The 23,498-nt window shown below is 67.8% G+C and carries 18 protein-coding genes, 1 tRNA gene and 1 pseudogene; 12 read left to right on the top strand and 8 right to left on the bottom strand.

The window, feature by feature from the left end; all coding sequences use genetic code 11:
- Nucleotides 1-84 precede the first annotated feature (84 nt).
- Nucleotides 85-1,833, top strand: a complete 1,749-nt coding sequence (locus CHC02_RS10440; RefSeq protein ID WP_089391396.1) for an amidohydrolase — start codon at nucleotides 85-87, stop codon at nucleotides 1,831-1,833.
- The gene (locus CHC02_RS10435) at nucleotides 1,830-2,741 is read left to right on the top strand and encodes a CobW family GTP-binding protein (protein ID WP_089391395.1); all 912 of its coding nucleotides are present in this window, start codon (nucleotides 1,830-1,832) and stop codon (nucleotides 2,739-2,741) included. The genes CHC02_RS10440 and CHC02_RS10435 overlap by 4 nt, the downstream gene beginning before the upstream one ends.
- Before the next feature lie 429 nt (nucleotides 2,742-3,170).
- Here the strand turns inward: CHC02_RS10435 and CHC02_RS10430 are convergent, their stop codons facing one another.
- The 5 genes from CHC02_RS10430 to CHC02_RS10410 are packed head-to-tail and all read right to left on the bottom strand — an operon-like array spanning nucleotide 3,171 to nucleotide 7,909.
- Entirely contained in the window at nucleotides 3,171-4,787 is a 1,617-nt protein-coding gene (locus CHC02_RS10430) for a gamma-glutamyltransferase family protein (protein ID WP_089391394.1), read from the bottom strand.
- A gap of 16 nt (nucleotides 4,788-4,803) precedes the next feature.
- Nucleotides 4,804-5,583 (bottom strand): amino acid ABC transporter ATP-binding protein, encoded by a 780-nt coding sequence (locus tag CHC02_RS10425; RefSeq protein ID WP_089391393.1) that lies wholly within the window; start codon nucleotides 5,581-5,583, stop codon nucleotides 4,804-4,806.
- Nucleotide 5,584: 1 nt separating this feature from the next.
- Nucleotides 5,585-6,355, bottom strand: coding sequence for an amino acid ABC transporter permease (locus CHC02_RS10420; protein WP_089391392.1), 771 nt, complete (start codon nucleotides 6,353-6,355; stop codon nucleotides 5,585-5,587).
- 16 nt (nucleotides 6,356-6,371) lie between these two features.
- On the bottom strand, nucleotides 6,372-7,181 hold the full coding sequence (locus tag CHC02_RS10415) for an ABC transporter substrate-binding protein (protein ID WP_089391391.1): 810 nt from the start codon (nucleotides 7,179-7,181) through the stop codon (nucleotides 6,372-6,374).
- Nucleotides 7,182-7,240: 59 nt separating this feature from the next.
- On the bottom strand, nucleotides 7,241-7,909 hold the full coding sequence (locus CHC02_RS10410) for a GntR family transcriptional regulator (protein ID WP_089391390.1): 669 nt from the start codon (nucleotides 7,907-7,909) through the stop codon (nucleotides 7,241-7,243).
- A 518-nt stretch (nucleotides 7,910-8,427) separates the two neighbouring features.
- On the opposite strand from CHC02_RS10410, the gene gacA reads away from it, so the two are divergent.
- From gacA to CHC02_RS10390, 4 genes are all read left to right on the top strand, one after another.
- Complete coding sequence (gacA, locus tag CHC02_RS10405) at nucleotides 8,428-9,072, top strand: response regulator transcription factor GacA (RefSeq protein WP_089391389.1); 645 nt, start codon at nucleotides 8,428-8,430, stop codon at nucleotides 9,070-9,072.
- Nucleotides 9,073-10,899, top strand: coding sequence for an excinuclease ABC subunit UvrC (gene uvrC, locus CHC02_RS10400; RefSeq protein ID WP_089391388.1), 1,827 nt, complete (start codon nucleotides 9,073-9,075; stop codon nucleotides 10,897-10,899).
- 34 nt (nucleotides 10,900-10,933) lie between these two features.
- Complete coding sequence (gene pgsA, locus CHC02_RS10395; protein ID WP_009619678.1) at nucleotides 10,934-11,494, top strand: CDP-diacylglycerol--glycerol-3-phosphate 3-phosphatidyltransferase; 561 nt, start codon at nucleotides 10,934-10,936, stop codon at nucleotides 11,492-11,494.
- Nucleotides 11,495-11,559: 65 nt separating this feature from the next.
- Nucleotides 11,560-11,635 (top strand) — tRNA-Gly (locus CHC02_RS10390).
- Nucleotides 11,636-12,046: 411 nt separating this feature from the next.
- Here the strand turns inward: CHC02_RS10390 and CHC02_RS10385 are convergent.
- The 3 genes from CHC02_RS10385 to CHC02_RS10375 all read right to left on the bottom strand — a co-directional run bounded on the left by CHC02_RS10385 (nucleotide 12,047) and on the right by CHC02_RS10375 (nucleotide 16,170).
- Nucleotides 12,047-14,350, bottom strand: a complete 2,304-nt coding sequence (locus CHC02_RS10385) for a TonB-dependent siderophore receptor (RefSeq protein ID WP_244160975.1) — start codon at nucleotides 14,348-14,350, stop codon at nucleotides 12,047-12,049.
- Between the two features lie 276 nt (nucleotides 14,351-14,626).
- Nucleotides 14,627-15,616 carry a FecR domain-containing protein gene (locus tag CHC02_RS10380; RefSeq protein WP_089391387.1) on the bottom strand — a complete coding sequence of 330 codons (990 nt, stop codon included), beginning with the start codon at nucleotides 15,614-15,616 and terminating at the stop codon, nucleotides 14,627-14,629.
- Nucleotides 15,616-16,170, bottom strand: a complete 555-nt coding sequence (locus CHC02_RS10375) for a sigma-70 family RNA polymerase sigma factor (RefSeq protein WP_089391386.1) — start codon at nucleotides 16,168-16,170, stop codon at nucleotides 15,616-15,618. Before CHC02_RS10375 ends, CHC02_RS10380 begins: the two co-directional genes overlap by 1 nt.
- 221 nt (nucleotides 16,171-16,391) lie before the next feature.
- Here CHC02_RS10375 and CHC02_RS10370 point away from each other — a divergent pair, with 221 nt between their 5' ends.
- The 6 genes and pseudogenes from CHC02_RS10370 (at nucleotide 16,392) to CHC02_RS10340 (ending at nucleotide 23,492) form a co-directional block, all read left to right on the top strand.
- Nucleotides 16,392-17,141: a succinate dehydrogenase iron-sulfur subunit gene (locus CHC02_RS10370; protein WP_089391385.1), complete on the top strand. Its 750-nt coding sequence runs from the start codon at nucleotides 16,392-16,394 to the stop codon at nucleotides 17,139-17,141.
- Between the two features lie 29 nt (nucleotides 17,142-17,170).
- Nucleotides 17,171-17,368, top strand: a pseudogene (locus CHC02_RS10365) (hypothetical protein); the annotation flags it as partial.
- A 482-nt stretch (nucleotides 17,369-17,850) separates the two neighbouring features.
- Nucleotides 17,851-19,515: a type VI secretion system Vgr family protein gene (locus CHC02_RS10355; RefSeq protein WP_089391383.1), complete on the top strand. Its 1,665-nt coding sequence runs from the start codon at nucleotides 17,851-17,853 to the stop codon at nucleotides 19,513-19,515.
- Nucleotide 19,516: 1 nt separating this feature from the next.
- Nucleotides 19,517-19,792, top strand: coding sequence for a hypothetical protein (locus CHC02_RS10350; RefSeq protein WP_089391382.1), 276 nt, complete (start codon nucleotides 19,517-19,519; stop codon nucleotides 19,790-19,792).
- Between the two features lie 95 nt (nucleotides 19,793-19,887).
- Nucleotides 19,888-22,425 (top strand): DUF2169 family type VI secretion system accessory protein, encoded by a 2,538-nt coding sequence (locus tag CHC02_RS10345; RefSeq protein WP_279615559.1) that lies wholly within the window; start codon nucleotides 19,888-19,890, stop codon nucleotides 22,423-22,425.
- Nucleotides 22,422-23,492, top strand: coding sequence for a pentapeptide repeat-containing protein (locus CHC02_RS10340; protein ID WP_089391380.1), 1,071 nt, complete (start codon nucleotides 22,422-22,424; stop codon nucleotides 23,490-23,492). Before CHC02_RS10345 ends, CHC02_RS10340 begins: the two co-directional genes overlap by 4 nt.
- Nucleotides 23,493-23,498: the final 6 nt, after the last annotated feature.

Below are 23,498 nucleotides of genomic sequence, written 5' to 3'. Positions count from 1 at the left end.
AGGCTAGCGAGTTGTCATCTTATGCTAGTCCGCGGCCGCTGGCAGCTCCCTATACTCGGCGCAAAACGACAAGGGAGCACCGAGATGACGGCGCCCGATACTTTCCGTTCGTCCCATTCGCCTGCCAACCGCCACGCCGACCTGCTGCTGCGCAACGGCCGCTTCTACACCCTCGACCCGGCGCAGCCCTGGGCCGAGGCCGTGGCCATCCGCGACGGCCGCTTCCTCGCCGTCGGCCGCGCCGAGGCGCTGGAGCACCTGGTGGGGCCGCGGACCCTGCAGCACGACCTCGGCGGGGCCTTCTGCATGCCCGGCCTGCACGACATGCACACCCACCCGGACCTGGCCCTGGCGCCGCGCTACGCCGACGACCTCGACGTGGGCATCGAGGACCCGAGCCCCGAGCAACTGGCCGCGGCCATCCGCGCCTACGCCGACAGCCACCCCGGCGACGGCTGGGTCTACGGCCAGTACTGGGTGCGCTACACCTTCCGCGAGGCCGGGCTGAAGCCGGGCCGCGAGTGGCTCGACAGCGTGCTGCCGGACCGCCCGGTGGCGCTGCTCGACCGCATGTGGGGGACCATGATGGCCAACTCCCGCGCCCTGGCGCTGGCCGGCATCGACGCCAGCACCCCCGACCCGCGCAACGGCTACCTGGAGCGCGACGAGCTGACCGGGGAGCCCAACGGCCTGCTGATCGACGGCGCCTACGCGCTGATCCACGCCGCCATGCCGCCGACGCCCATCGAGGTGCTGCGCCGCGCCTACCGCGACGGCGTGCATTTCCAGAGCGCCCGCGGCGTGACCGCCAGCAAGTACGTGCACGTCTGCGAACGCCGCCTGCAGGCGCTCAAGGAGCTGGACGACGCCGGCCAGCTGACCCTGCGGGTGGAAGCGGCCATCAGCTGGCAGGACGACATCTTCCCGGTGCGCCGGCGCTGGGAACTGCTCGGCGGCGAGCGCCACTACTACCGCAGCGCGCGGCTGTCGGCCAACGCGGTGAAGTTCCACTTCGACGGCACCGTGGAGCCGCGCTCGTCCTTCCTCATCAGCCCCTGGCCGGGCGAGGACAGCTGGCGCGGCAAGCTCAACCTGACCCCCGAGCACATCACCGACATGGTGGTGGACATGGACCGCCGCGGCATCCGCGTCATCGCCCACTGCACCGGCGACGGCGCCTCCGACGTGTTCCTCGACGCCGTGGCCGAGGCGCGCCGGCGCAACGGCTTCAGCGGCATCCGCCACCAGTGCGCGCACAGCACTATCCTGCACCCGGGCAACCTCAGGCGCTTCCGCGAGCTGGAGGTGATCGCCGAGTTCTCCCCGGCGGCCTGGTACCCCACGCCCTTCGCCAGCGGCGCGCGCTCCGGCTACGGCGCCGAGCGGCTGAAGCGCATCTACGACTACAAGGGCGTGCTGGCCGCCGGCGGCATCGCGGTGATGGGCACCGACTGGCCGGTGGCCTCCATCGACCCCTGGCTGGCCCTGGAGACCATGGTCACCCGGCAGAACCCCTGGAACGACGACCCGGCCTGCTTCGGCGAGCCCATCGGCCTGGAGCAGGCGCTGAAGGTGGCGACCCTCAACGGCGCCCACGCCATGGGCCTGGAGGCGCTGACCGGGAGCATCGAGGCCGGCAAGTCGGCGGACTTCATCGTCCTCGACCGCAACCTTTTCGCCCAGCCGCCGCGCGGCTACATCCACCGTACCCAGGTCGAGCAGACCTTCGTCGAGGGCCGCCCGGTGTACGACCGCCAGGGCACCTTCGCCAACGGCCCGCTGCAGGCGGTATGGCAGGGCGAGGTGCCGCAGGTGATGGGGGACGACCGATGAGCATCCCGGTGACCGTGGTCGCCGGCTTCCTCGGCGCCGGCAAGACCACCCTGCTGCGCCGCCTGGTGCGGCAATGCGCCGGGCAGCGCCTGGCGCTGATCGTCAACGACTTCGGCGAGCTGAACGTGGACGCCGAGATGATCGCCGAGCAGAGCGACGCGGTGTACGCCCTGCAGAACGGCTGCCTGTGCTGCACCATGCAGGACGACCTGCTGGCCCAGCTCGGCCGCCTGGCCCAGGTCCAGCCGCCGGTGGAGCGCATCGTCATCGAATGCAGCGGCGTGGCCGACCCGCAGCCGATCGTCCAGGCCCTGGGCTACCCGCAACTGCGCAGGCACATGCACCTGGATGCGCTGGTCACCCTGGTGGACGCCGCTCGCAGCCAGCCGCTGGAAGGCGAATACGCGCAACTGGAAAGGCGCCAGGCGGCCGCGGCCGACCTGCTGCTGCTGAACAAGGCCGACATCGCCGCGCCGGAGCAACTGCAGGCCCTGCGCCAGCGCTTCGGCGAGCCGCGGCGGATGCTGCAGACGGTGCAGGCGCAGATCCCCGACGCGCTGCTCTACGGCGAACGCCCGGACGCCCGCCCGCAGCGCCTGCAGGCGGTGGGCAGGCAGAACCACGGCGAGCTGTTCGACAGCTGGACCTGGCGCCACACCGGCCAGCTCGACCCGCAGCGCCTGCGCGCCTGGCTCGAGCAGTTGCCGGAGGGCCTGTTCCGCCTCAAGGGCCGCGTCCAGCTCCGCGGCCGCGAACAGCCGTTGTGGCTGCAGTACGTGGGCGGCCGCAGCCAGTTCCTGGAGGCGCAGGCGCAGGAGGGGGAGAACTGCCTGGTGTTCATCGCCAGCGCCGATGCCGGCCTGCGCGAAAGGCTGGAGGCCGGCCTGGAGCAGTGCCTGGCGGCCTGAGCCGTTGCGGTCCCTGGGGGCGGCGGATAACGCCGTAGGCGTTATGCGCCCTACGCGGTGATGGGCCGACGGGGAAGATGGGCGGTATCACCCTGTAGGAGCGGACTCCGTCCGCGATAGCCGGACGTTCCGGCGCGATTCGCGGATGAGATTCGCTCCGGGTTGCTCATGCACCGTGCCCCCTTGTAGGAGCGCGCCCTGCGCGCGAATCGCGGGCAGGGCCCGCTCCTACAGTTCATCATGAGGCATGGTATTCCACTGTCCGCGATAGCCGGACGTTCCGGCGCGATTTGCGGATGAGATCCGCTCCGGGTTGCTCATGCACCGTGCCCCCTTGTAGGAGCGCGCCCTGCGCGCGAATCGCGGGCAGGGCCCGCTCCTGCAGTTGCCGTGAGACACGGCTTTCCCACCCCGTAGGAGCGGGGCGGCTCAGCACACCGCGATATGCGAATCCGCCCGTGGTTCGGTGCCGCCGCAGAGCACACCGGTGACGGGGTCGCGGACGATGATCTGGCCGCGGCCGTAGTCGGTCAGGTCGCAGGCCACCTGCACCTCGTGGCCGCGGCGGGCGAGGGCGAAGGCCAGGTCGCGCGGGGCGGTCTGCTCGATGCCCACCTTCATCCCGCCCAGCCATTGCCAGCGCGGGGCGTCCAGCGCCGCTTGCGGGTTGAGGCCGAAGTCCACCAGGTTCATCACCACCTGCACGTGGCCTTGCGGCTGCATGTAGCCGCCCATCACGCCGAAGGGGCCGACCGCCACGCCGTCCTTGCTGAGGAAGCCGGGGATGATGGTGTGGAAGGTCTGCTTGCCCGGGGCCAGGGCGTTGGCGTGGTCGGGCTCGAGGCTGAATTCCGAGCCGCGGTTCTGCAGGGCGATGCCGCTGTCCGGCAGCACCACGCCGGAGCCGAAGCCGTGGTAGGCGCTCTGGATGAAGGAGACCATGTTGCCCTCGCCGTCGGCGGCGGCGATGTACACCGTGCCGCTGGCGTGCGGGTCGCCGTGGCGCGGTGGCTGCGCGCGCTCGCCGATCTCCTGGCGGCGGCGGGCGGCGTAGTCGGCGCCGAGCAGGTCGGCGCAGGCCACGCGCATGTGCTCGGGGTCGGTGATGTAGTGCAGGCCGTCGGCGTAGGCCTTCTTCATCGCTTCCAGCTGGCGGTGCCAGGTGAGCTGGCTGTCGCGCTGGTCGAAGTCGAAGCCCTGGAGGATGTTCAGCGTCATCAGGGCGATCAGGCCCTGGCCGCTGGGCGGGATTTCCCAGACGTCGTAGCCGCGGTAGCTGGCCTTGATCGGCTCGACCCACTTCGGCCGGTAGCCGGCCAGGTCCGCCGCGCCCAGGTGGCCGCCGCTGGCGGCGGCATGGGCGGCCAGGCGCCGGGCGATGGCGCCGCGGTAGAAGCTTTCGCACTTCGTCTCGGCCAGTTCGGCGAGGGTCCGCGCCTGGGCCGGGTTGCGGAACAGCTGGCCGGCCCGCGGCGCCTCGCCGTCGACCAGGAAGGTGGCGAACCAGGCTTCCAGGGCCGGTTCGCGCTCGCGGCTGGCCTGGTATTCGCGGCGGGCGATTTCCCACTGGTGGGCCACCACCGGCGACACCGGGAAGCCGTCGCGGGCCAGGGCGATGGCCGGTTGCAGCAGGTCGGCGAAGGGCAGCTTGCCGAAGCGCTCGGACAGCGCGGCCCAGGCCGAGGGAATGCCCGGCACGGTGACCGGCAGCCAGCCGTGCACCGGCATCTTCGCGTGGCCGGCGGACTTCACCGCGTCGATGCTCAGCGAGGCCGGAGCATGGCCGCTGGCGTCCAGGCCGTGCAGCTTGTCCTTGACCCAGACCAGGGCGAAGGCGTCGCCGCCGATGGCGCAGCCGGTAGGCTCGACCACCGTCAGCGCCGCCGCGGTGGCGATGGCGGCGTCGATGGCGTTGCCGCCGGCGCGCAGCATGGCGATGCCGGCCTCGGCGGCCAGCGGCTGCGAGGCGGCGACCATGCCGTTACGGGCGAAGACGCTCTGGCGCTGGGAGGCATAGGGGTATTCGTGGGCGGAGAAACGCAGCATGGAGGGCGTCCTTGAATCAGAGTACGCGGCTGAGGAATTCCCGCGTGCGCGGGTGGTGGGGGTTGCCGAACACCTGGGCCGGCGGGCCTTCTTCGATCAGCTCGCCCTGGTGCAGCACCACCACGCGGTCGGCCACTTCGCGGGCGAAGCCCATCTCGTGGGTGACCACCACCATGGTCATGCCTTCCTCGGCCAGCTCCTTCATCACCTGCAGCACCTCGCCCACGGTTTCCGGGTCCAGCGCGCTGGTGGGTTCGTCGAACAGCATCGCCTGGGGCTTCATCGCCAGGGCGCGGGCGATGGCCACGCGCTGCTGCTGGCCGCCGGAGAGCTGCGCCGGGTAGTGCTCGGCCTTGTCCGCCAGGCGCACCCGGGCCAGCAGCCGGCGGGCCAGTTCGATGGCTTCGCCGCGGGGGAGGCCGAGCACCTGGGTCGGCGCCTCGATGATGTTCTCCAGCACGGTCATGTGCGGGAACAGGTTGAAGCGCTGGAACACCATGCCGATGTCGCGGCGGCGGCGGGCGATGTTGCTCTCCGAGTCGCGCACCAGCTTGCCGTCGGCGCGCTCGCGGTAGCCCATCAGCGCGCCGTTGACGCGGATGCTGCCGCCCTGGATGTCCTCCAGCAGGTTGATGCAGCGGATGAAGGTGGTCTTGCCCGAGCCGGAGGCGCCGATCAGCACCACCACCTCGCCCTTGTGCACGTCCAGCGACACGCCCTTGAGGATCTCCAGCTCGCCGAAGGCCTTGTGCACGTCGCGGGCCTGGATCACCACTTCTTTCGCGGTCGGGATCATCTCAGCGCCCCCTCAGCAGTTTCATGGCCTGCTGGCCGAACATCCGGCTCGGCGCCGCCGGGGCGTTGCCCTCGGACTTGCCGAAGCGCTTCTCCAGCCAGCGCTGGAAGAAGCCCCAGAGGGTGGTCAGCAGCAGGAAGTAGATGGCCACCACCAGGTACAGCTCGAACACGCGGAAGGTCGCCGAGGTGACCATCTGGGTGCTCAGCAGCAGCTCCTGCACGCCGATCACGCTGACCAGGGTGGTGTTCTTGAGCATCACGTTGAACTCGTTGCCCAGCGGCGGGACGATGACGCGGAAGGCCTGGGGCAGGACGATGCGCCGCATCAGCTTGGCGAAGGTCATGCCCAGGGAGCGCCCGGCCTCGTACTGGCCCTTGTCCACCGCGCCTATGCCGGCGCGGATGATCTCGGCCATGTAGGCGCCCTCGTTCAGGCCCAGGGCGATGATCGCCGCCTGGATGTTGCCGGGCAGGACGAACAGCCCAAGGTCCAGGTCCTCGAAGCGGAACACCCCGCCCGCGGCCAGCGCCGTGTAGAGGAAGACGATCTGCACCAGCAGCGGGGTGCCGCGCATCAGCCACACGTAGAAGCGCACCGGGTACTGCAGCAGCGGGTTGGACGACAGCCGCATCAGCGCCGCCAGCAGCCCGAGCACGCAGCCCAGGAGCATGGCGCTGACGGCGATCACGCAGGTCAGCCAGAGCCCGTACAGGTAGATGTCGCTCGGCTTGAGCAGGTATTGCCAGAACACGTCCCAGCTGAAGTTCATGGTCGCTTACCTCGGCTCAGTCGAGCTTGTCGCCTTCGATGTGCCACTTGGCGAGCAACGCCTGGTAGCTGCCGTCGGCCTGCATGTTCCTGATGATCTGCTGCACCGCTTCGCTGAGCTGCTTGTCTTCCTTGCGGATGCCCAGGCCGGTGAGGATGCGGGCGAAGGCCGGCACGCCGATCTCGAACAGGTCCGGGGCCATGCCCTGGTAGTAGCCGGCGGTTTCCACGGTGGTGCCGTAGGCGTCGGCCTGCTGGATGCGCAGGGCCTGGAAGGCGTCGGTGTCGGTGTTGTAGACGATGACTTTCATCGGCGCCTTGCCGGCCTGCTTCAGCTTCTCGTTATGGGCGTCGAGCAGGGTGCGGATGGTCGAGCCGTTGAGCACCGCCACCTTCTTCCCGGACAGGTCGTCCAGGGTGTGGATGCCCTTGGGGTTGCCCTTGGCGACCACCACGGCCTGGCTGGAGTACATGTAGTTGACCATGTCGATCACTTCGCGCCGCTCGGGCTTGTCGAACAGCTGGTCCACCAGCATGTCGCACTGCCTGGCCAGCAGCGCCGGGATCAGCCCGGAGAAGGGCGTCACCCGCCATTCGATGCGCTTGTCGCCCAGGCGCTTGGCGATGGCCTCGCCGAGGTCGACGGTCACCCCGGTGAGCTTCTGCGAGGCGTCGTAGAAGCCCATGGGCGGGGAGTCCATGCCGCCGCAGAACACCACCTTGTCGGCGGCCTGCAGGCGGTCGGGGATCTTCACCGCGTCGGCGTGGGCCAGCGGGGCGGTGAGGCAGAGGGCGAGAAGGCACTGCGGAATCCTGCGTACGAACATGTTCAGCTCCAGTGGGGGGGTTGCCGTGGCAGTTCAACGGGACAGGCGAAGGCCGGGTCTCAGGCGCCCGCCGCTTCGAGGAACTTCAGCAGCGAGGGCACCGTGCCCTCGATGTGCTCGCAGAGCACCCGCTCGGCTTCGCGGGCGTCGCCGCTGCGCAGGGCGTCGAGGATCACCGCGTGCTCCTCGCGGGCGCTCATCGGCTTGTCGACGTGCTGCAGCCACAGGCGCATGTGCGGTTCGATCACCGAGTACAGCGCGTTGATCTGCCGCAGCAGCCGCGGGCGCTCGGCCAGGCTGCAGAGGTATTCGTGGAAGACGCGGTGGCGGCTCACCCACTCGGCGCTGTCGTCGCGGTAGTCGTCCATCTCGTCCAGCAGGCGTTCCAGGCGCGCCAGCTGGCGTTCGCCCAGCTTCGGCACGGCGAGGCGGATGGCCAGGCCTTCCAGGGCGCTGCGCATCTCGAAGACTTCGCGCATTTCCTCGAGGTTCAGCCCGCTGACGATGGCCCCGCGGTTCGGCCGCAGCGTCACCAGGCCCTCGGCGGCCAGGCGGCGGAAGGCCTCGCGCACCGGCATGCGGCTCATGCCGATGTCGTTGGCGATGTCTTCGGCGATCAGGCGGTCGCCGGTGCGGTACTGGCCCTTGCAGATGGCGTCCAGCAGGTAGCTGTAGGCCTCTTCCTCGGCGGTGACGGGTTGGCGGTCGTAGTTGGGTACCAGGCGCATGGGGCGCTCCTTTTGGATTTATGTATCCAATTATCCATGCATGCAATCAAGCAGATGCCGTGCCAGGACGGCTGTCCGAGGTGCAAGTATTTGATCTGCCGGGAATTCGGGGGGAATGGGGGAGGGCGGCAGGCTGCCGGTGGAGCATCGAAAGGTAACTTCCTGGCCGCGGCGTGCGTCATGCTGGTGCGTGGCGGGCACTTTTGGTAACGCGGCGGGGACGTTCGTCGGGGCGGGCCCCGGCCGGCCGTGTCGCGGCCGCCCGGGCGAGCGTCGATGCATGGCCCGCGACCGTCGGTCTCAGCCGAAAGGATGGCCGTGATGCCCATCCTTGACGCTTCGCTGGCGGCCTGGTGAGCTTGGCGCGGGCGCCCAGGGGGGGGCTCGCTGGTTCGTTGGCGCTTGCAATTTGACAGCTGTGTTCCAAGCTAGGTCAGGGCATCGCTTTCTGTTAAGGTTCGCGGATTCGATGGCGCTCGCACAGCGCCCGGTTCCACTCTTTATGCATGAGGTGCTGTGTGATCAAGGTGCTGGTGGTCGATGACCACGATCTGGTGCGCACCGGAATTACCCGCATGCTGGCCGACATCGAGGGCCTGCAGGTGGTGGGGCAGGCGGAGTCCGGCGAGGACGCCCTGCGGCTGGCCCGCGAGCTCAGGCCCGACGTCGTCCTGATGGACGTGAAGATGCCCGGCATCGGCGGCCTCGAAGCCACCCGCAAGCTGATGCGCAGCCAGCCGGACGTGCGCGTCCTGGCCGTGACCGTCTGCGAGGAAGACCCGTTCCCCACGCGCCTCATGCAGGCCGGCGCCTCCGGCTACCTGACCAAGGGCGCGGCGCTTGAGGAAATGGTCCAGGCCATCCGCCAGGTCTTCGCCGGGCAGCGCTACATCAGCCCGCAGATCGCCCAGAGCCTGGCGCTGAAGTCCTTCGAGCCGGAGAAGGGCGGCTCGCCGTTCGACTCGCTGTCCGAGCGCGAGATCCAGATCGCCCTGATGATCGCCAACTGCCACAAGGTGCAGAGCATCTCCGACAAGCTCTGCCTGTCGCCCAAGACGGTGAACACCTACCGCTACCGCATCTACGAGAAGCTCTCCATCACCAGCGACGTCGAGCTGGCGCTGCTGGCGGTGCGCCACGGCATGGTGGATGCCAGCAACTAGATGAGCGCGGTGTTCGATTCGGCGGCCTACCTCGCCACCTGCAGCGGCCGCCCCGGCGTCTACCGCATGTTCGATGCGGACGCCAAGCTGCTCTACGTCGGCAAGGCGAAGAACCTCAAGAAGCGCCTGGCCAGCTATTTCCGCAAGACCGGCCTGGCGCCCAAGACGGCTGCCCTGGTGGCGCGCATCGCCCAGGTCGAGACCACCATCACCGCCAACGAGACCGAGGCGCTGCTGCTGGAGCAGACGCTGATCAAGGAATGGCGGCCGCCGTACAACATCCTCCTGCGCGACGACAAGTCCTACCCCTACGTCTACCTGTCGAGCGAGGACGAATACCCGCGCCTGGCCCTGCACCGCGGTGCCAAGAAGGCCAAGGGCCGCTATTTCGGGCCCTACCCGAGCGCCGGCGCCATCCGCGAGAGCCTGGCCCTGCTGCAGAAGGCCTTCCTGGTGCGGCAGTGCGAGGACAGCTACTTCCGCAACCGCACCCGGCCCTGCCTGCAGTACCAGATCAAGCGCTGCAAGGGCCCCTGCGTCGGCCTGGTCAGCCCCGAGGAGTACGCCGAGGACGTGCGCCACTCGGTGATGTTCCTCGAAGGCCGCAGCAACCAGCTGGCCGACGAGCTGAGCAGCGACATGGAGCAGGCGGCGATGCGCCTGGACTTCGAGCGCGCCGCCGAGCTGCGCGACCAGGTCGCCATCCTGCGGCGCGTGCAGGACCAGCAGAGCATGGAGGGCGGCAACGGCGACGTCGACGTCATCGCCGCCATGGTCAACCCCGGCGGCGCCTGCGTGCACCTGATCAGCGTGCGCGGCGGGCGGGTGCTGGGCAGCAAGAACTTCTTCCCCCAGGTGGGCATCGAGGAAGACCTGAGCGAGGTGCTGCTGGCCTTCCTCGGCCAGTACTACCTGAGCCACCACGAGCGCGAACTGCCGGCCGAGCTGATCGTCAACGCCGTGCACGAGGACTTCCCCGTGCTGGTGGAGGCCATCGCCAGCGCCCGCGGCCGCGAACTGGAGATCAGCCACCGGGTGCGCGGCACCCGCGCACGCTGGCAGCAACTGGCGATCACCAATGCCGAGCAGGCCCTGGCCGCGCGCCTGGCCAACCGCCAGCACGTCGCCGCGCGCTTCGAGTCCCTGGCCGAGGCGCTGGACCTGGACGAGCCGCCGCAACGCCTGGAGTGCTTCGACATCAGCCACTCCAGCGGCGAGGCCACGGTGGCCTCCTGCGTGGTGTTCGGCCCCGAGGGCCCGCTGAAGTCCGACTACCGCCGCTTCAACATCGAGGGCATCACCCCCGGCGACGACTACGCCGCCATGCACCAGGCCCTGACGCGGCGCTTCAGCCGCCTGAAGGAGGGGGAGGGCAAGATGCCCGACATCCTCCTGGTGGACGGTGGCAAGGGCCAGTTGGCCATGGCCCGGGAAGTGCTCCAGGAGCTGGCGGTGAGCGGGCTGATCCTGCTCGGCGTGGCCAAGGGCGTGACGCGCAAGCCGGGCCTGGAGACCCTCTACCTCAACGATGCCGAGCACGAATTCACCCTGCCGGGGAATTCCCCGGCGCTGCACCTGATCCAGCAGATCCGCGACGAGTCGCACCGTTTCGCCATCACCGGCCACCGCGCGCGCCGCGGCAAGGCCCGGCGCACCTCGAGCCTGGAAGAGGTGGCGGGCGTGGGGCCCAAGCGCCGCCGCGAGCTGCTCAAGCATTTCGGTGGGTTGCAGGAACTGGGCCGGGCCAGTATCGAGGAGATCGCCAAAGCCCCGGGCATCAGCAAAAAGCTGGCCGAGCAGATTTATGCTGCCCTGCACAGCGAGTAGAATGCCGGGCTCAACTCACCGGCCAGTGGTCCCGATGAATATTCCGAACCTGCTCACTCTGCTCCGCGTCCTGCTCATCCCGATCTTCATCCTGCTGTTCTACATGCCGTTCCCGGGCAGCCACCTGGCCTCCAGCGCGGTATTCGCCCTGGCCGCGGCGACCGACTGGCTGGATGGATACCTGGCGCGCAAGCTGGGCCAGAGCACGCCGTTCGGCGCCTTCCTCGACCCGGTGGCGGATAAGCTGATGGTCGCGGTGGCCCTGGTGCTGCTGGTGGAAGAGCACGCCAACCTGTGGCTGACGCTGCCGGCGGTGATCATCATCGGCCGCGAGATCGTGGTCTCGGCGCTGCGCGAATGGATGGCCGAACTGGGCGCCCGCGCCCACGTCGCCGTGTCCAACCTGGGCAAGTGGAAGACCGCCGCGCAGATGGCGGCCCTGGTGATCCTGCTGGCCAACGCCCCGGTGTTCACCTTCTGGGTGCTGCTGGGCTACGGGCTGCTGATCGTCGCCGCGGCCCTGACCCTGTGGTCCATGCTGCACTACCTGCTGGCCGCCTGGCCGCACCTGAGCACCACCCCGAAAGAGAAATAACTTTTTTTGAATCAAAGGGTTGACGAGGCTCCAGAAAAAGATAGAATGGCGCCCGTCAACACGACGCGGGAATAGCTCAGTTGGTAGAGCACGACCTTGCCAAGGTCGGGGTCGCGAGTTCGAGTCTCGTTTCCCGCTCCAAATATTGACTTGCAGGGTTCGGTGAATGCTGTAAGTCGCTGAAGAAAGGGCCGAAAGGCCCTTTTTTCGTTTCTGCGAAAGCCACTGGAATCCACCCCCAGCCCGGACTTTTAAGCACAGTCCTAAAGCGACTGGAAAGGATGGTTCATCCGGTAACTGAGCATGTCCTGCGCATGTGGCCAGCCCAGTGCGGGCCGGAGCAGGTGCATGCCGGTGCATGCGATGCTGATCGACAGCGGTACACTGCCCCGCCTGAAGAAGGCGCGCTCAGCCCTCCCTCCCGCCGAGCCCCAGACAGAAAAGACCGCCGGGTTGCCCCAGGCGGTCTTTTCAATTCGCGGCATTGCCCACACACAAGCTGCAGCCGGGCGCGCTACCCGAGCGGAATCGATCGGGTAGCGCGTCCCGGTCTCACCAGTTGTAACTCACCTTGGCCGTGATCTCGCGGCCCGGGTTGTAGTAGTCCGCGCTACCGCGACCGACCACGTGCTGCTCGTCGAACAGGTTGCTGACGTTGATGGCCAGGTCGGTGTCCTTGAGTATCTGGTAGTTGAACGCGGCATCGAAGAGCGTGGTGGCGTCGCTCTTGCCGGTGTCGTTGAAGTCGCCGAAATAGTAGGCCCCTGTGTAGCGGGCGCCCAGGCCGACGCTGACATCCGTTCCCGGCACGCTGTAATAGCTCCAGAGCGAAGCCGAGTGCTTGGGCGCGGAGACGAGCTGGTTGCCCTTGATCGACACGACCTCGTAACCCGTCCCGGCCCATACCTGCAGCGCACCGCGAAGCACCTCGGTGTCCATGTAGGAGTAGCCGCCGACCAGGCTCAGGTTCTCCGTCAGCTCGGCCTTGACCTCCAGGTCGAGGCCACGCACACGCTGCGAGCCCACGGTCTGCTGGTCGATGACGCCGTTCGGCTGCACGACCGCGGTGGCGACGTCGTCTTGGGTCAGCTGGTAGACGGCAGCGGAGAACAGCGCGTTCATCTCCTGGGGCGAATACTTCACACCCACTTCGTATTGGGTGCCGCGCTCAGGAGTGACGCCGACCTCGGGCGGGGAAACCGACTCCACCATGCTGACGTAGGTGGAAACCTCATCGTTGACGATATAGGTCAACGCGCCACGGAAAGAGTTTTCCGAGAAATTGTCCGAGGACTTGATGCCGGAGAGGTGGTCGGTTTCGGAAACGTCCATGGAGTCGTTGCGCATGCCGGCGGTGACGATGAAACGCTCGAAGAACGACAGGTTCTGCTGCAGGAACACCGACTTGATGGTGCTGTCCTGGTCCTTGTCCTGGTAGACGATGGCCGGCGAAACGCCGCGGTATACCGGGTTGGCAACGTCTATCGGGTCGGCGGAGCCATAGACGGAAACGTTCTTGGCAGAGGAGTCGAGATATTCCACGCCGACGATGCTGCTGCTGTCGATGTTCTCGAAGCGCGCGTCGTACTGCAGCATCAGGTTGCCGTTGAACTGCTCGGCGTCGCTGTCGGAGCCCAGGTAGCCACGGTCGACCAGGGTTCCGGTATGCCCGGAAGCGTCGCTGATATAGGCATAGCCGTATTCATCGCTCAGGTCGCTGTGGCGCAGGTTGCTGCGCAGGGTGAAACCGTTGTCGAAATCATGGGTGAAGTTGGCGCTGACGTTGGTGCGCTCGACGTCGTGGAAGTTGTAGCTCGGCTCGCCGAAGAACTTGTCGCGGTCATACTCCCTGTCCATGGGGTAACCGCCACTGTTGGGCGTGTTGTCCTGGCGCAGGTGATCCACCACCAGGGTAGCGGAGGTATAGGCCGTCGGCGCCCAGGTCAGGCCGCCCATGAGGAAGTTGTTGTCGTCCTGGGAGTGGTCGTATTCGCGATCGCTGTCCTGGAACTTGCCGGTGAAGCGGTAGGCCAGGGTCTTGTCTTCGTTCGCGTCGCCGGTGTCCAGGCCGGCCTCCATGTGGTTGAACGAGCCGTAGGTCGCATAGACCTGGCCGAACCTGCTGAAACGCGGCTGCTTGGTCACGAAGTTCACCGAGCCGCCCGGGTCGGCCGGGCCGAACAGCGTGGAGTTGGCGCCGCGCAGCACCTCGACGCGCTCATAGGCGAAAGGCTCCTCGCGCACGCCGCGCATCGAGCCCAGGGTCAGGCCATCGCGGTAGGTGGTGGCCTGGAAGCCGCGAATCAGGAAGTAGTCGTTGCGGTCATCGGTGCCGTAGTAGTCGGTGATGGTCCCCGGGGTGTACTGGAGGATTTCCTCGGTCGTGCTGGCGCTGCGCTGCTCGATTTCCTTCTGGGTCACGACGGAAACCGAGGCCGGGGTATTCTGGATGTTGGTCGCCACCTTGCCGCCGACCCACAGTTCCCGGGTCACCACCGAGGCGGAGGGGTCGTCCGCTACCGCCTGGGCGTTGACGATGACGGGAGCCAGGCGATAGGGCTCCGCGCTTGGCGCCCTCTGCAGCCCATAGCTGCCATCGGCCTGCTGAACGGCCTCCAGGCCGGTTCCGGAAAGCAGCGCGGCCAGGCCGTCCGACACCGTGTAGCTGCCTTGCAGGCCCGGGCTGGTCACGCCCTCGGCCACGCTGCCGGCACCGACCAGGTACACGCCTGCCTCACGGGAAAAACGCGTGAGCGCGCTGGCCAGCGGGCCGGCGGGAATGTCGTAGCTGCGCTCGGCGCTGGCCACGACGCCGTCCCCGGCCATGGCGACCGGCGACCAGCCGGCCAGGCCCATGGCGCTACCCGAGAGCGCCAGGTGAAGCGCCAGGGTCAGCGGGCGCAGGGCAAAAGCGTGTGCGACAACACCCGGGTGGGCAGCGCGCGGGTGACAGCGGAGGGACATGGACGGCATTCCTCTGGGGACAAGGGTTGATGAGCGAAGACCCTCGACAGCCGATGCCATACGGCCCCTCGAGGCACCGATGCGGCGATGTTTCACGTCTTCTCACTGGGTAAACCAGCGAGCAGGCGAAACCCGGAACCCTTTTTCCGATTTTTTTGCCCGCCTTGCTCAGCGCTGGGCTTCGATGCTCGCCCACCAGGGCAGGGGCTGTTCGATACGGATCGGCAACGCCGAGGCCAGCATGCGCAGCACACGCTCGGGGTCCTGGATGGGGAAGTTGCCATACACCCGCAGGTCGGCCACCTCGTCGGCAACGCCGAGGTGGCCGTGGCGATAGCGGCGCAGCTCCTGCACCACCTCGCGCAGGGAAATGTTGTCGGCCAGCAGCGAGCCCTGGGTCCAGGCTTCACGGGCCGCGTCGGCGGCCTGGCTGTCACCGATGTGGCTGGCGCTGAAATGCGCCTGCTGGCCGGCCTTCAGCACGCGGACGGGGCCCTTGGCAGTGCGTATTTCCACAGCGCCTTCATAGACGGCCAGCCAGGTTCGCTCGCCCTCGCAGCGCACGTTGAAGCGCGTGCCCAGGGCTTGCAGGCGCCCATGTTCGGTCTCGACGTAAAAGGGCCGCGCGCCCTTGGCGGTGGCGATGAACACCTCGCCGCGCAGCAAGGTGACGCGGCGGGCCCGGGCACTGAACGCCAGGTCGATGGCACTGGCGGTGTTGAGCCAGGCGCGGGAGCCATCGGCCAGGGTTATCGCACGTTGCTCGCCAGTGGCGGTACGGTAATCCGCGCCCCAGGCCACCAGGGCGGGCGGCAGCAGCGCTTCACGCCAGCCCAGCCAGCCGCACAGGGTGCCAGTGGTGACGGCCGCCATCGCGGTCAGCAGCCGGCGACGCGAATGCATGCGTTCGGCGGCGATACCCAGCGCATCGGCAGCCAGGTGCGTGTCGGGCCGGCCACGCAGCGGCTCGAAGTTGCGGCTGACGCCTTCGACATAACGCCAGGCCTGCTCGTGCATCTGATCCGCGCCCAGCCATGCCTGCCAGTGGGCGCGCTGCTGGGCGCTGGCCTGGCCGTCACGCAGGGTGGCGTACCAGTAGGCCGCCTGCTCCAGCACGGCGTGCGAGGGCAGGGGCCTTTCGTGACCGGGGCCCGCCATCAGTAGAGCGGCTCCTGGCGCAACGCGGCAGCCGTCTCGCCGGCGCGCAACGTCAGGCACGCGAGCATGGCCTGGGCCACGTACTTGCGCACCATGCGCCCGGAAACCCCAAGCTGCGCACCGACCTCGTCGTCGGTCATATCGCACACCACGGCGAGGGTAAAGGCCCGTGCCGCCTTGGCGGACAGCGTCTGCAGCATGCAGCTGATTTCCTCCAGGGCCTGCAGAACCGCGGCCTGCCGCTCGGCGGAGGGGCACTGCTCTTCCGGCAGCGCCGCCAAGGTGTCGAGCCAGGCGCGTTCGATTTCCTGGCGCCGCCACAGGTTGATGCACAGGTTCCTGGCGGTGGTTCGCAGGTAGGCGCGCACTTCGGCCATGCTGGCGAAGCGCGGCTGGCTGGCCCCGCCGATCAGCCGCAGGAAGGTGTCGTGGGCCAGGTCCGCGGCATCGCTGGCGTGCCCCAGGCGCCTGCGCAGCCACGCCTGCAGCCAGCCGTGATGGTCGCAGTACAGCGTCTCCAGCGATGGGGGAGTGGCATAGGCAGATGAACTCACAGACAGTCACCACGCCGCTGGGTGGTGTCCCGCGGCCATCAGAGTCTTTTGGTAAATGAGAATCGATACTAATCATCACATAGCTTGCCATTGGCCAGCAACTCGGCGCCGCTGCCGGTGCTGCTCATATCGATGAGTCGTATAATTCCTGGGCTGCCGACAGAGGCCTGGCCAGATCGCCTGGAAGGTCCACGCTGGAGATCGGCCCGGAGGTGAGCGAGATGAAAGTCCGTATCTACCGTTATCTCCCGGAACAGGATGCAGCGCCGCGCCTGCAGGACTACACCTACGACTTGCAGCCGGGCGAGGACCTGATGGTGCTCGACCTGCTCGAGCACCTGAAGACCCAGGACCAGACGCTGACCTACCGGCGCAGCTGCCGCGAAGGCGTCTGCGGCTCCGACGGCATGAACATCAACGGCGCCAACTGCCTGGCCTGCATCACCAGTGTCTCGACCCTGCTCCACGGCGGGCAACTGCCATCCGGGCAGGCGATCAGGCCGTTGCGCGGCGACGTGGACATCGTCATCCGGCCATTGCCCGGCCTGCCGGTGATACGGGACCTGGTCGTCGACATGCGGACGTTCTACAGGCAGTACGAACGGATAAAGCCCTACCTCATCAACGACGAGCCACCACCGGCCATCGAGCGGCTGCAGTCGCCGGAGGAGCGGGCCAGGCTGGATGGCCTGTACGAGTGCATCCTGTGCGCCTGCTGCTCGACGCAGTGCCCGTCCTGGTGGTGGAACCCGGACCGCTTCATCGGCCCGGCGGGCCTGTTGAACGCCTACCGCTTCCTCGCCGATTCCCGCGACACGGCCACCGAGGCGCGGCTGGCGGCGCTGGACGACCCCTTCAGCGTGTTCCGTTGCCGCTCGATCTACAACTGCATCGCCTTCTGCCCGAAAAAGCTCAAGCCGCGGGCGGCCATCGGGCATATCGAGAGGATGCTGCTGAAGCGCGGCACCTAGTTGGAGACAGCCGCTCATGTCATGCCGGCGGCGAGGCGGTGACGGTGATCAACGACATGAACCTGCAGATCGCCAGCGCCGTCGAGGAGACCAACCGCAACGTGGCGGGTGTCCGCGACGTGACCGAGTCGCTGTCCGGCCAGGCCCGGGAGTCGGCGTGGATCAGCCGGTCGCTGAACGACCTGGCGAACCACCAGCAGGGCCTGATGGACCACGTCAGGGTCTGAGGTCGTGGCCGAGGGGCTGCGGTGCGCCGGACCTGCATCAGGCGAAGACGCCGTTTCTCCGAAGGGTGAAGCGGCGTTTTTCAATCCAGGGTTCCGCTGCAAGCGGTAAACGCCATCGGCAACCGTTCGAGTGTCCACCGTGGGTTGAACCTTGCAGGTAACGGCAGGAGTTTTGCACCAAGTTCTGGAAGTTTTTTTGGGACAAGTATCATGAGTTTGATTTTATGTTTGGGACAAATCTAATTGTGCTGTTTTTATTGTTGGTTACTTGTATTTTTCTGGTGCTAATTTGTTTTCTCGTGGACTTCTACAATGCCTTGATTTGCATGGAGATATTTGAATTCCTGTGGTCGTTTGGCATGACTGTGGCAATTTGGCGCTTGTTGCCGGATAAGTTGGGTGTATTCTTTGTCGGAAGTTTAAAAGACTGTTTCGCCAGCAGCTTTCTCATATAAACGAGTGGTGAATTGGCCGGAGGAGAGATGGATCTTTCGAGTCGCTTGTTCGTGGTGGATATTGAGTCACTGGGTGTCGGGGAGTTGCTGTTCCATTCCCTTTCCGGGACGGAAGCGCTTTCCGATCTGTATGAGTTCGAAGTTACTTTGCTGCATCCGCACAACAACCTGGATATCGCGGCGCTGCTGGGCAAGAGCCTGACCCTGGAGATTCGCGACATACCGGCCAGCAGCCGCTACCTGAACGGCAAGATCACGCGCATGGCGCTGTCCGGCCGCGAGGCCGGCGGCAACCGCCACTACATCTACCGCGCCCTGGTGCGCCCGGGGCTGTGGTACCTGACGCAGAGCAGCGACTGCCGCATCTTCCAGGAGAAGTCGGTGCCGGAAATCCTCGCCCAGGTGCTGGGCGAGTACCGCATCGGCTTCGTCAATCGCCTGTCCGCCGGCTACCGCGTGTGGAACTACTGCGTGCAGTACCAGGAGACGGACTTCGCCTTCGTCAGCCGGCTGATGGAGCACGAGGGCATCTACTATTACTTCACCCACCAGCAGGGCGAGCACGTGCTGGTGCTGGCCGACGCGCCCCAGGGGCACGACGCGCTGCCCGGCTACGCCAGCATCGACTACCGCCTGGCCGAGGGCGGCGCGGTGGACCTGCGGGCCTGCATCCGCGAGTGGACGGTGGCCGCTTCCATCCATTCCAGCCAGGTCAGCCTGGACGACTACAACTACCTCAAGCCGCGCGCCAGGCTGCTCAGCGTGGGCCAGAACCCCGCTTCCCACGCCCAGGACAAGGCCCGGCTGTTCGAGTGGCCGGGGGTCTACACCGAGCGCGACCAGGGCGACTTCTACGTGCGCGTGCGCCAGCAGGCGCTGGAAGCCCGCCACGCCAGCATGCACGGCAGCGCCTCGTCCCTGGGCCCGGCGCCGGGCCGGGTGTTCCAGCTGCAGGGCGCGCCGCGGCAGGCGGACGACCAGCAATACCTGGTGCACCGCGCCCGCTACTTCTTCCAGGAGAACAGCTACGCCAGCAACAGCGAGGACCGTCCCGAGCACCGCATCGACTTCGACGCCATCCCGGCCACCGTCAACTGGCGGCCGCAGCGGCTCACGCCCTGGCCGAAGACCAGCGGCCCGCAGACCGCGGAGGTGGTCGGCCCGGAAGGCGAGAGCATCTGGACCGACCAGTACGGGCGGGTCAAGCTGCGCTTCCACTGGGACCGTTACGCCGCCGGCGACGACACCAGCTCCTGCTGGGTGAGGGTGTCCAGCGGCTGGTGGGCGGGCTGGAAGTACGGCGCGGTGCAGGTGCCGCGGGTGGGCGAGGAGGTGATCGTCGACTTCGTCAACGGCGACCCGGACCGCCCGCTGATCACCGGGCGCGTGTACAACGAGGACAACATGCCGCCCTGGGACCTGCCGGCGCAGGCCACCAGGATGGGCATCGTCAGCCGCAGCAAGGACGGCACGGCGCAGAACGCGAGCTTCTTCTGCCTGGACGACACCCGCGGCGTCGAGCGCTTCGACATGCACGCGGAAAGGGATATGAACATCTCGGTGGAAAACGACCAGAACATCTCGGTCGAGAATGACCAGAACACCACGGTGGCACATGACCAGAACACCAATGTGCTCAACGACGTGAATATCAAGATCACCAATAACATGACCATTGTCCTGGGGGGCTGACATGCCGGTATTCACTTTGATCGCACCGACCGCGAACATGTTCTCCACGAATGCCCTGCGTGTTTATAACTACGATATCGGGCTTATTGGAATACGCGCGGAACTTGCCGGGGTTTCCATCGATATGGCCAGCTTGGAAGCGGATATATATCCGGTACTCCTGGCCATCACCGGGGCCAAGATAAATATCGACCATACCGTGCTGAAGGTATTCAGGCAGCGCATAAACATGGGCAAGCTGGAGTTGAACTCCCAGGACCTCACGGTCTATCTGTAAGTTCGACATCGTTCATTGAAAAAGACTTTCCACGGCCGCCATGCAATGGCGGCTGAAGGACACTTTCGTCTCATCGAAACGGAACGGGGAACGGCGTGAAAATCGTCAAGCCATTTCGACTCGCACTTCTCAGCCGACCTTATACCTGGGCCGGACGGCATTACCTGGGCATCGCCACGATGGCGCTGACCAACCTGCAGGGCCCGGCCCTGCTCAGGCCGGAACCGGAGCTCTGGTCGCTGGCCGGCGAGGAACTGGCCGACTGCGGCGGGGTGCTCGACCTGGCGCTGCCCAAGGCCAGGGCCGAGGTGCTGGCCTGCGGCTTCGCCAGCACCGCGCACCAGCGCGACAAGACGGCCTGCGAGGTCAGCCTGGCCCTCGGCGGGCTGCGCAAGACGCTGCGGGTGAGTGGCGACCGGCAATGGACGCCGGAACATGGCTGCACGCCGCCGTTGGCCTTCGAGCGGATGCGCCTGGGCTGGGACCTGGCCTATGGCGGCGAGGGCTGCGCCGACAACCCGCTGGGCCGCGGCATGCCTGGCGCCGGTGAGGCGCCGGCCGGACCACAGGCGCTGCCCAACATCGAGTACCCGCAGTGGCCGACGCGGCCGGGGGAGGAGGGCCGCGCCGCCGGTTTCGGCCCCCTGCAGGCCGACTGGCCGTGCCGCCTGCGGCTGCTCGGCGATGGCCATGCGGAGATGGGTGGGCAGGGCTTCGCCGAGGACTGCGACGCCGGGTTCTTCAACATGGCGCCGCCCGACCAGCGTTTCGACCAGGACCACCTGCCGCCGGGCGCGGCCTTCGAAATCCGCAACATGCACCCCAGCCAGGCCTGCCAGCAGGGCCGCCTGCCGGACTGGCGGGCGCGCTGCCTGGTGCTGCGCCAGCAGGACGGCGAAGAGCGCTGCGAACTGCTCGACCTGCGCCCGACCACGCTGTGGCTGTTCCCGCACCGCGAGCAGATGGTGCTGGTCTACCACGCCGCCGTGCCCATCGCCGAGGACGATGCCCACGACGTGCTGGCGCTGATGCCGGCGCTGGAAAGCGCCGGGCAGCCGCGCGGCCTGGAGCATTACCAGCAAGTCTGGCGGCAGCGCAGCGACAAGGAACGCGGCGCCCTGCACGCCTTCCGCGACGCCGACCTGCTGCCCGCCGAGGCCCTGGGCGCCTGGTTCGACACCGAGGTGCCGGCCTTCGAGCACCCACAGTTCAAGCGTCGCGAGGCGCAGCGCCAGCAATTGCAGGCGCAGCGCCAGGCCCGCGTCGGCGAGCGCGCGGACATGCCTGCGGACCTGCCACCCTCGAGCCTGCCGCCGCCGCGCCTGGACGAGCTGCCGGCCTTCTACGACCAGGTCCACGCCCAGGCCATGGCGCTCAAGAGCGACGCCCTGGCGCGCGCCGAGGCGGCGCGCCAACAGCCGTCGGCCCAGCACATCCAGCAGGCGCCGGAGAAGGGGCCGGAGGGCATTCGCCGGATGCGCCGCCTGCTGGAGGAGAACGCCGCTGCGCAACCGCAGCAATGGAGCGGCGAGCGCCTGGCCCACAGCCAGGACCTGCTGCACCGCCTGTACCTGCGCGCGGCGCTGGCCCAGGAGGCGGCCGAGCGCCTGCCCCAGGAGCAGGCGAGGGAACTGCGCGAGCAGGTGGAAGAACGCCTGCGCACCACCCGCGACCTGTCGGGCCTGGACCTCACCGGCGCCGACCTGTCCGGCCTGGACCTGCGCGGCGCCTGCCTGCGCCAGGCCTTGCTGGAAGGCGCGGACCTGAGCAGATGCGTGCTGGACGCCGGCGACTGCCGGGAGGCCATGCTGGCCCGCGCGGACCTCACCGGCGCCTCGCTGCGCGGCGCGCAGCTGGAGGGCGCGAGCCTGGCCCAGGCGTTCGGCGAGGGCGCCGATTTCCACGAGGCCTGCCTGGACGGGGCGCTGTTCGGCGAGGTGCGCTTCCAGCGCTGCGACTTCAGCGCCGCCCGCCTGCATTCGACGGAACTGGAGCGGGTCATCCTGATCGACTGCCTGTTCGACGGCGCCAGCCTCGACAACCTGGCGATCAGCGAGGCGCTGCTGCAGGGTTGCCGCTTCCAGCAGGCCCAGCTGCACAAGCTGACCTGGCGCGACTGCCGCCTGGTCGACCTGGACTTCAGCCAGGCCAGCCTGGCCCATTGCGCCTGGATCGGCAGCCCCGCGCTGCGCCCCGACTTCAGCGGCGCCAGCCTGCGCAAGTGCGCCTTCCCCCAGGCCAGCCTGGAGCGCGCGGTGTTCGCCGGCACCCTGCTGGAGCAATGCAGTTTCCGCGGCGGCCAACTGGCCGGGGCGTACTTCCGCCATGCCCGCCTGCGCCTGACGGATTTCTCCGAGGCTTGCCTGCGCGGCGCCGACTTCGACGACTGCGACGCCAGCGGCTGCCTGTTCATCCGCAGCGACCTGGGCGAGGCCAGCCTGCTGGCCGCCGACCTGATCGAGGCGCTGCTGGGCAAGGCGCGCCTGCCGGGGGCCGACTTCAGCCGCGCCAACCTGTTCCGCGCCGACCTCTCACAGGTGCGCCTGGATGGCCGAACGCGCTTCGACGGCGCGTACTGGGCGCGGACGCGCGGCGTGCCACCCGAGGTAACACGCCAGGAGGCCAGGGCATGATCGACCGCGAGCAATTGCAGGCGCGCCTGGCGCGCGGCGAGGTGATCGAGGCCTGCAGCCTGGAGGGCATCGACCTGCAAGGGCTGGATCTGGACGGGAGCATCTTCCGCCAGGTCCGCTGGCAGGGCCTGGACCTGCATGGCATGCAACTGCGCGACTGCCTGTTCGAGCAGTGCCGCTTCGAGGATTGCGACTTGCGCGGCGCGTCCCTGGAGGGCGGCCAGTTCCTTTCCTGCCACCTGGAGCGCTGCAGCCTGGCCGGGGCGCACCTGCAACGCACCCTGTTCAACCAGAGCCAGGTGCGGGCCTGCGACTTCTCCGCCTGCCGCCTGGAGCAGGTGCAATGGCTGGAAGGCGAGGTCGAGGCCGTCGAATTCAGCGGTGGCCAGTTGCTGCAGAGCAGCTTCTCGCGGACCGCCCTGGCGCAGCTGAAACTCGCCGGCTGCCAGCTGGAGCGCGCGGGCTTCCACGACCTCGACCTGCGCGCCGTGCAACTGGCCGGCGCGCGCTTCGCCCAGTGCCTGTTCTACCGCTGCGACCTGCGCGCCATGGACCTGGCCGGCCAGGTCCTGGACGCCTGCCTGTTCACCGAGAGCCACCTCGACGGCGCCCGTCTGAACGGCTGCAGCCTGGTCCGGGCGAATTTCCAGGGGGCCTCGCTGCGGGGCGCCGACCTGTCCGAGGTGCGCGCCGAGCAGGCGCTGTTCGCCGGCGCCGATGCGTGCGCCGCGCGCCTGGACGCCAGCCTGCTGCGGCAGAGCCTGTGGCCGCTGGCGCAACTGGCCGGCGCCAGTTTCCAGGGCGCCGACCTGCGCCAGGCGGTGTTCCAGGGCTGTCATGGCGAACGCGCGGTGTTCGCCGGCGCACGCCTGGCCCATGCCGATTTCACCCGCGCCGACCTCGCTGGCGCGGATTTCCGCGAGGCGTACTGCCAGCGCACGGTCTTCCATGGGGCGAACACCCAGGACAGCCAGTGGACGGGGGACGAGGGCGTGCTCTGGAGCGATCCGGAGCTGGCCGCGGCCGAGCTTTTCAGCGCCGAGCGCAATGCCGGAGGGCAGGCATGAGCCGGT

The sequence above is a fragment of the Pseudomonas delhiensis genome (genome assembly GCF_900187975.1).
Taxonomy (GTDB): Bacteria; Pseudomonadota; Gammaproteobacteria; order Pseudomonadales; family Pseudomonadaceae; genus Pseudomonas; species Pseudomonas delhiensis.
The sequence above is the reverse complement of the archived record's forward strand: the minus strand, read 5'-3'. Positions and strand labels throughout refer to the sequence as shown.

Excerpts from the sequence above, each read along its gene's own strand:
- CHC02_RS10440 (WP_089391396.1), top strand. The coding sequence starts at position 85 with ATGACGGCGCCCGATACTTTCCGTTCGTCCCATTCGCCTGCCAACCGC.
- CHC02_RS10435 (WP_089391395.1), top strand. The coding sequence starts at position 1,830 with ATGAGCATCCCGGTGACCGTGGTCGCCGGCTTCCTCGGCGCCGGCAAG.
- CHC02_RS10430 (WP_089391394.1), bottom strand. The coding sequence starts at position 4,787 with ATGCTGCGTTTCTCCGCCCACGAATACCCCTATGCCTCCCAGCGCCAG.
- CHC02_RS10425 (WP_089391393.1), bottom strand. The coding sequence starts at position 5,583 with ATGATCCCGACCGCGAAAGAAGTGGTGATCCAGGCCCGCGACGTGCAC.
- CHC02_RS10420 (WP_089391392.1), bottom strand. The coding sequence starts at position 6,355 with ATGAACTTCAGCTGGGACGTGTTCTGGCAATACCTGCTCAAGCCGAGC.
- CHC02_RS10415 (WP_089391391.1), bottom strand. The coding sequence starts at position 7,181 with ATGTTCGTACGCAGGATTCCGCAGTGCCTTCTCGCCCTCTGCCTCACC.
- CHC02_RS10410 (WP_089391390.1), bottom strand. The coding sequence starts at position 7,909 with ATGCGCCTGGTACCCAACTACGACCGCCAACCCGTCACCGCCGAGGAA.
- uvrC (WP_089391388.1), top strand. The coding sequence starts at position 9,073 with ATGAGCGCGGTGTTCGATTCGGCGGCCTACCTCGCCACCTGCAGCGGC.
- pgsA (WP_009619678.1), top strand. The coding sequence starts at position 10,934 with ATGAATATTCCGAACCTGCTCACTCTGCTCCGCGTCCTGCTCATCCCG.
- CHC02_RS10385 (WP_244160975.1), bottom strand. The coding sequence starts at position 14,350 with ATGGGCCTGGCCGGCTGGTCGCCGGTCGCCATGGCCGGGGACGGCGTC.
- CHC02_RS10380 (WP_089391387.1), bottom strand. The coding sequence starts at position 15,616 with ATGGCGGGCCCCGGTCACGAAAGGCCCCTGCCCTCGCACGCCGTGCTG.
- CHC02_RS10370 (WP_089391385.1), top strand. The coding sequence starts at position 16,392 with ATGAAAGTCCGTATCTACCGTTATCTCCCGGAACAGGATGCAGCGCCG.
- CHC02_RS10355 (WP_089391383.1), top strand. The coding sequence starts at position 17,851 with ATGGATCTTTCGAGTCGCTTGTTCGTGGTGGATATTGAGTCACTGGGT.
- CHC02_RS10350 (WP_089391382.1), top strand. The coding sequence starts at position 19,517 with ATGCCGGTATTCACTTTGATCGCACCGACCGCGAACATGTTCTCCACG.
- CHC02_RS10340 (WP_089391380.1), top strand. The coding sequence starts at position 22,422 with ATGATCGACCGCGAGCAATTGCAGGCGCGCCTGGCGCGCGGCGAGGTG.